Annotated in this window: 7 protein-coding genes, 1 rRNA gene and 1 pseudogene; 4 read left to right on the plus strand and 5 right to left on the minus strand. The window is 38.9% G+C overall.

Annotated elements, in window-relative coordinates; all coding sequences use genetic code 11:
- Positions 1 to 12: 12 nt before the first annotated feature.
- A complete protein-coding gene (locus tag EAH57_RS14705) occupies positions 13 to 1,818 on the minus strand; it encodes an acyclic terpene utilization AtuA family protein (RefSeq protein WP_121930698.1) in 1,806 nt (601 codons plus the stop codon).
- A 192-nt stretch (positions 1,819 to 2,010) separates the two neighbouring features.
- On the opposite strand from EAH57_RS14705, the gene EAH57_RS14710 reads away from it, so the two are divergent.
- The 4 genes and pseudogenes from EAH57_RS14710 (at position 2,011) to EAH57_RS14725 (ending at position 4,070) form a co-directional block, all read left to right on the plus strand.
- Complete coding sequence (locus tag EAH57_RS14710) at positions 2,011 to 2,610, plus strand: TetR/AcrR family transcriptional regulator (protein ID WP_005195197.1); 600 nt, start codon at positions 2,011 to 2,013, stop codon at positions 2,608 to 2,610.
- Positions 2,607 to 3,002, plus strand: a complete 396-nt coding sequence (locus EAH57_RS14715) for a DUF2750 domain-containing protein (protein ID WP_228200052.1) — start codon at positions 2,607 to 2,609, stop codon at positions 3,000 to 3,002. The genes EAH57_RS14710 and EAH57_RS14715 overlap by 4 nt, the downstream gene beginning before the upstream one ends.
- Before the next feature lies 1 nt (position 3,003).
- Positions 3,004 to 3,508: pseudogene (locus EAH57_RS14720) on the plus strand (GNAT family N-acetyltransferase).
- Between the two features lie 67 nt (positions 3,509 to 3,575).
- Complete coding sequence (locus EAH57_RS14725) at positions 3,576 to 4,070, plus strand: hypothetical protein (protein WP_121930700.1); 495 nt, start codon at positions 3,576 to 3,578, stop codon at positions 4,068 to 4,070.
- Between the two features lie 65 nt (positions 4,071 to 4,135).
- Here the strand turns inward: EAH57_RS14725 and EAH57_RS14730 are convergent, their stop codons facing one another.
- The 4 genes from EAH57_RS14730 to rrf form a co-directional block, all read right to left on the minus strand.
- Positions 4,136 to 5,299 carry an acyl-CoA dehydrogenase family protein gene (locus tag EAH57_RS14730; RefSeq protein ID WP_121930701.1) on the minus strand — a complete coding sequence of 388 codons (1,164 nt, stop codon included), beginning with the start codon at positions 5,297 to 5,299 and terminating at the stop codon, positions 4,136 to 4,138.
- Positions 5,300 to 5,467: 168 nt separating this feature from the next.
- On the minus strand, positions 5,468 to 6,031 hold the full coding sequence (locus EAH57_RS14735; RefSeq protein WP_121930702.1) for a DUF4256 domain-containing protein: 564 nt from the start codon (positions 6,029 to 6,031) through the stop codon (positions 5,468 to 5,470).
- Between the two features lie 65 nt (positions 6,032 to 6,096).
- The gene (locus EAH57_RS14740) at positions 6,097 to 6,492 is read right to left on the minus strand and encodes a DUF2007 domain-containing protein (RefSeq protein WP_121930703.1); all 396 of its coding nucleotides are present in this window, start codon (positions 6,490 to 6,492) and stop codon (positions 6,097 to 6,099) included.
- A 78-nt stretch (positions 6,493 to 6,570) separates the two neighbouring features.
- Positions 6,571 to 6,685 (minus strand): 5S ribosomal RNA (gene rrf, locus EAH57_RS14745).
- Positions 6,686 to 6,690 lie beyond the last annotated feature (5 nt).

Raw genomic sequence — 6,690 nt, forward strand, 5'->3', positions numbered from 1 at the left:
ACATCCTTTACTTTATTTTTCTAACAACTTTGTTGGGATTTTCACTGGCATATCCAATAATTGCTGCGCAAATGCCTTGCCTTGTGGATCAATACGTAAACTGGCAATTCCGCCGCCACCTAGCGCATTTTCCAACATAAAATTCAATGCATTCATCGCAGGTAACTCATAACGAATCACCTTGGATTTTTCAGGATCTAAAACATGCTGCATATATTCGGCAACACTGCCCTCAGTCAATGCAGCTCGAATCCAAGGTAAATATTCCGCTTTACGTGCAATCACACCAATATTGCTATGGTTACCTTTATCACCGCTACGTGCATGAGCAACATCAATTAAAGGCACCTCAATCTCATCGCCTTGATAAGTTGCGACCTCACCAACTGAATGGGGAACAAAATCTTGTGTTACTGAACCTGTTGGAATCTGCACAGGATGACGCTGTCCTGCAAAGTCCACTTCAACATTGATTTGATCTTTATCAATCAGGAAAGAGAATAATTTGACCACTGCCGATGCTTTAGGACGCCCGCCTACAATGCCTGCCAAAGCAGGTGCCATACCGGTCGATGCTTGAGCAATCTCAGATGCAAAGAACATACAAGCTTCTTTAAACATATGCTTAACTGCAATCTTCACCACCACTTCACGACTATCTTTGACTTTGGCGTGTGCGCCATAAGTACTTTCAACCCCTAGAATTTCGACAGATTTTTCACTAAATGGCGGTACTGAACGCAATGCGAGGACACGTTCACATTTATTGATGATCGCATCCGCAATCACTTGCGCTTTTTCAGGTGCTTCGCGTCCAGCAATAAGGAAACTAACCAAGACACGATAACCATCCGCATAAGTCGCACTGACTTTATATTGTGGTGTAGGCGCTCGTCCTGTCGCACCAGTCACTTTTACGCGATGCTCGCCGACTTGCTCTAAATGAGCTTGGCTAAAATCTGTGGTCACATCAGGTAAATAATAAGCTTGAGGATCGCCAATCTCATAAACAATCTGTTCGGCAACCGTAGCGGTCGACACTAAACCACCAGTTCCCTGTGGTTTAGTCACAATGAATGAAGCATCGGCACTGACTTCAACAATTGGAAAGCCCATGTTGTCAAAGCCTTCAACCAAACGCCAATCGGTAAAATTACCGCCTGTACATTGCGCACCGCATTCAATTACATGTCCAGCTAAACAACCTTGTGCAAGCTTGTCATAATCATCCAACGACCATTTGTACTCATGTAGCAAAGGAGCCAGAACAACAGCCGAATCCACCACACGCCCCGTAATCACGATATCCGCGCCCATATCCAAAGCATCACGAATCGCAACTGCACCTAGATAAGCATTACTACTAGCGACATGGGCTGGCAAAGGCTCGCCATTAAACATTTCTTGCACATTTTGTTTTAATAATTCAGCATGTTTTGGCAACACATCATCACCAAGTACCACCGCAACTTTTAGATCTAAGCCTTTCTCATCAATAATTTTTTGTAAGGCATCACGACATGCCAATGGATTGACGCCACCAGCATTGCTAATGACTTTAATTTTTTTCTCAGCAATTTTATTGATTAAAGGAGACATCACCCGACTAACAAAATCCAACGCATAACCATGACTTGGATCAGTCATCATCGCTTTTGCCATAATCGACATGGTGATTTCAGACAGATAATCAAAGACTAAATAGTTAATATCACTAAGGTGCACCAATTGGAAAGCAGCGGTATTGGTATCTCCCCAAAAGCCTGAAGCACAGCCAATTTTTACTACTTTTTGGTCATCCTGTTTGACACTTGTCATGAGCTTTCTCATTGTTATTTCAGAAACACCTTAACATTACCAAGCAAGTGCTTGGTTTGTAAAGTGCATAATGATATGCTGTATTGGCAAAAATAGACTTTTAGAAGCAAATGCTTGTTATAAAAAGATAAGACAATTCATGAAATGAATTTTGTTACAATACACTTAGATTTAACGGGATAACGAACTGGCATGATCGCAACCTCAATTGAGCAAATACCCAAAATTGTTTGTTTTGACGACAGCCCTCGTGGACGTTTGCTGCTTGGTGCCGCTTATTTGTTTTATAAACAAGGTTATGACAAAACTACCGTCCGCCAACTCGGTGAATTTATTGGTATTCAATCGGGCAGCCTATTCCATCACTTCAAAAGTAAAGACGAAATTTTAGCGACAGTGATGGAGCAAACCATCATTTATAACTTTGCTCGTCTAAAAGAAGCGGCTGAACGCTCAAATGATCCAGAACAACAATTACGTGATTTAATCAAAGCTGAGTTGATTTCAATTACAGGTGATACAGGTGCTGCAATGGCAGTATTGGTACATGAATGGTTCGCTTTATCTAAAGAAAAACAAGATTATCTTTTGAAAATGCGGAATGAGTATGAGCAAGTTTGGCTCGATGTCATCGAAAAATTACGCACTCAAGGCAAGGTCAAACATGATGCTTTTATCTGGCGTCGTTTGGTCGGCGGTTCGATTTCTTGGACAGTGACGTGGTACAGACCAGAAGGCAAAGTAAAGATTGATGAATTGACAGAAATGGTCTGGGAAATGGCTTTGAAATGAGTTATCGAATGCATCCCAAACAACTAGAAAATGTATTTGCATTAACAAGCAAACAACGTTATGAACACTTTATTTCAAAAGTATGTGATTGGGAGGAGCTCTGGATATTAGAAGACAACAATGAGAATTTTCTTATTATTACGCCACAACAGCATCTAGAATACTTACCTGTATGGCCTCATGCTGACTATGCATCAGCTTTTTATGAAATTTACCCATCGCTTAAACCATCTCGAATAGGGTTGGATACCTTTATTGAAACATGGCTTCCAAATTTAAATAATGATGGTCTAAAAGTAGGCGTGTTACCTAATCTAGGAACAACCGTTTGGATTATAGATCCTCTCGATTTAAAAGAAGAATTAGAAAATGAACTAAAGCAATATGAATAAAATGAAAAATATTTATTTACGTAAGCCTCAACCCAGCGATTTAGCTGAAATCAAACAAGCCTACCCAAATAGCATTCATCTACATCAACCGTGGACTTATTCTCCTACAGATTTTGAACAATACCTACAACAAGAACATCGTTATTTTGTCTGCTTAACTGAAAACCATGCAATTGTAGGAACCTTTAATATCTCGAATATTATTCGAGGTCACTTTCATTCAGCTTATTTAGGTTATGAAGCCTTTTATCCTTATGTAGGTCATGGATATATGCGGATTGGTCTTCAACTTATTCTAAAAGAAGCATTTCAAATACTCAATCTACATCGCTTAGAAGCCAATATTCAACCCGAGAATCAAGTCTCTATTCGGCTAGTTTCAATAGCTGGTTTTGTGAAAGAGGGATTCTCTCGACAGTATCTTCGAGTGGGTGGAATGGAAAGATCATGAGCGGTGTGCGATTATAAATGAACAGTGGGTAGAACCTTTGCCACTTAAAACGTAAATCATATATTATGTATTTAAAAGAATTACCAATAGAGTAGTTATATTAAATGTTAGGTTCATATTAGATGATCGATATTGAAACATTGACTGTAATCGTCGGTGCTATTACTGGAATAGCTGGCTCAATAATGGGCTATATTAGCTTACAACGTCTTTCAAAGATTAAATCTTTGGATCTAAGGCTTGAATTAAAAAAAGCTGAAACTCAATTAATTTTAACCGTGAATGACTTACCAGAGTTATTAACAAAAGCAAAAAGATCACGTGAAGCAATATCATCAGCAATTGGGCAACTGCGTTCAGGCGGATTAAAAAAATGGATTCAAGAATGGGAGACAGACCTTATCTCAGCAAAACAAATGATATCAATTCTTCCTAATACAAATTCCGACTATACATCCAACTCTCAACGAGACCTAGAAAAAAAGTTAATACTAATTCATCAACAGTCTACTAAAGCAAATGCTTTAAAAGAAAAATATGAAATTGAATTAGAACGAGATGAAAAGCAACGAGATAGAATTCATGCTGAACGTAATAGTAGAAGTCAAAAGAATTAGAATAAACACATCAAAACTTGAAAAATGTATTTATTCTATCCTCTGCCGTTCGCGAAGAAAATAAATTAATAACCCAACTGCTTACTAATCAAATCCTTCATAATTTCTTCTGCTCCACCACCAATCATATTCACCTTCACTTCACGGTAAATACGTTCAGACTTAGTTCCTCGCATAAAGCCCATACCACCTAATGTCTGGACAGCAGCATCAGCACAGAACTGCATGGTGCGAGTTGCTACGTTCTTTAACATCGAGATTTGAGCGACTAGCTCTGGACCTTGTAACTGTGGTTGCCTCATTTTCCAAGCTGTTTCTTCAAGTAAGGCGCGCGTGGTAGTCAATTGGGTTGCCATGTCGACCAACTTATGACGAACCACTTGATGATCGATCAAACGCTTACCAAATGTTTTACGCTGTTGCGCCCAATCCAGAGCCTCTTCATAACAAACCTGTGCATAACCATAAGCAACCACGCCCAAGAAAAAACGCTCCATATTAAAGTTATTCATAATCACTTTAAAACCAGAGTTTTCCTTACCCAGCAAGTTCGATGCAGGCACACGCACTTGATCAAAATGTAAATGTGCCGTATCCGATGCCCACCATCCCATTTTCTTTAATGGTGTTTTGGTAATACCCTCGCTATGCGCATCAATCAATAGCATTGAAATGCCTTCTGCCCCAGTTTTAGATGGGTCCGTTCTCACAGCAACCGTATAGTAATCCGCACGGATACCAGAGGTGATAAAAGTCTTCTCACCAGTAACAATATAATCATCGCCGTCACGAATCGCTTTTGTCTGGAGTGCCGCTACATCAGAACCACCACCAGGCTCAGTGATTGCTAAAGCAGAAATCTTTTCTCCTGAGATAATGCCAGGCAACACTTTGGCTTTTAATTCTTCACTACCAAAATGCTGAATTGGAGGAGCACCAATGGTATGCACCATCAACGAAATATGTACACCTCCCGATCCTGCTTTCGCCATCTCAACACCAGCCAATAAAGAATAAAATGGATCAGCATCAGGAATACCACCATATTCTTCACCAAAGCCTAGACCGAGCAAACCAATCTCTGCTGCTTTTTTATAAAGCTCTCTTGGAAAGGTTTCTGCCTCATCCCATTCATTTACAAAGGGTGCCATTTCTTTTTGTACAAATCGACGGACATTATCAGCAAAAGCTTGATGTTGTTCATTATAGTACATCGGATTAAGTTGCATACTGTGCTTCCTAGCAATTATTGATCATCGTTTTCGAATATTTATATGAGCACTAAGGTATCAAAATCACCAAAACCAAGCAAGCGCTTGGCACAATTAAAAGATAAAAAATAGCCCTAACCTAAAACTTTAAGTTTCTTTATAGAAGGTATTTCACACTAAGAATTTTTAGATTTTTAATAGACCACGAAATCCGCGAGTTGCATAATAAGATTGTGCTCCGTTATGGTAGGTAAATACTCGGCCATAGCGGCTATCACAAAAAATAGCACCACCCAATGCACGAATATCCTCTGGTGTTTTCACCCAACTAGAGGTTTTTAAATCAAAATTTTCAATCGATTGTAGTTGTTTATATTGCTCTTCCGTCAATAATTCAATCCCTATCATTTCAGCAATATCGATAGCATTACTTTCAGGCTTGTGCTCTTTTCGAGACTCTAAAGCTTTGCGGTCATAACATAAGCTTCTACGCCCCTTCGGAGCTTCTACCGCAAAATCACAAAATACAATCTCTTTTGATTTAGTTTCCAAGATGACCACATCAGGTTCTCCACCTGTATCTTCCATTTGATTGAGTGACCATAACTTTTCTGGTTGTTGCTTTAATCTATTTTCTACTTCTACCCAATCGGCTCCTTGATGGCGATGCATGTTTTGTTCAAAACGTTTTTTTAAGATTATCAATAGAGCAGCTGTGTGCTCAGCATCTAATTGTTTTTTCTTGGCCATTTTCATTCTCTAAATGATTTATTAATGCTAAATAGATTTACTAATAAATTATAACCGAAAATGACTTAACTCCAAAAATACTGGCATTGCTTACATTTATTTCCGTGTTTATAAAAAAATAATGGAAAACCAATCAACAAGAAAACGATATAAGCTGGTTTCTTCCCTTTTATATAAGCTTCGATATTTTTACTGCCACAGTTTGGACAAAATTCTTCATTTACACCAAATCTTTGCTCTAGCTCAGCACTAAAATCTTGTGCAAGAATCAATTTTGCCTCATCTGCATAAACTTCAGGTACCAATAAACGAACGCCACCTAATGCATTAGAGTAAAGCCAATTCATATTAATCATGTGCTCATTTTCAATTTGAGCAGGAATCTCAGCCGCCTCTAACTGCGTTTTTGCAATTTGTGCTTCATAAGGAAAAGAAAATGTTTGTACCACTATCCAAACCATATTGAGAACATCTTAAATAAATAAAAGTATATAACAAAAAAACCTCCCAACATGAGTTGGGAGGTTTTCGTATTTAAAAGCTGGCGATGACTTACTCTCACATGGCAAGTGCCACACTACCATCAGCGCGAAGAGGTTTCACTTCTGAGTTCGGGAAGGGATCAGGTGGTTCACTCTTGCTATTGTCGCCAGCAAACT

The sequence above is a fragment of the Acinetobacter sp. 2JN-4 genome, from assembly GCF_003687745.1.
GTDB lineage: Bacteria > Pseudomonadota > Gammaproteobacteria > Pseudomonadales > Moraxellaceae > Acinetobacter > Acinetobacter halotolerans.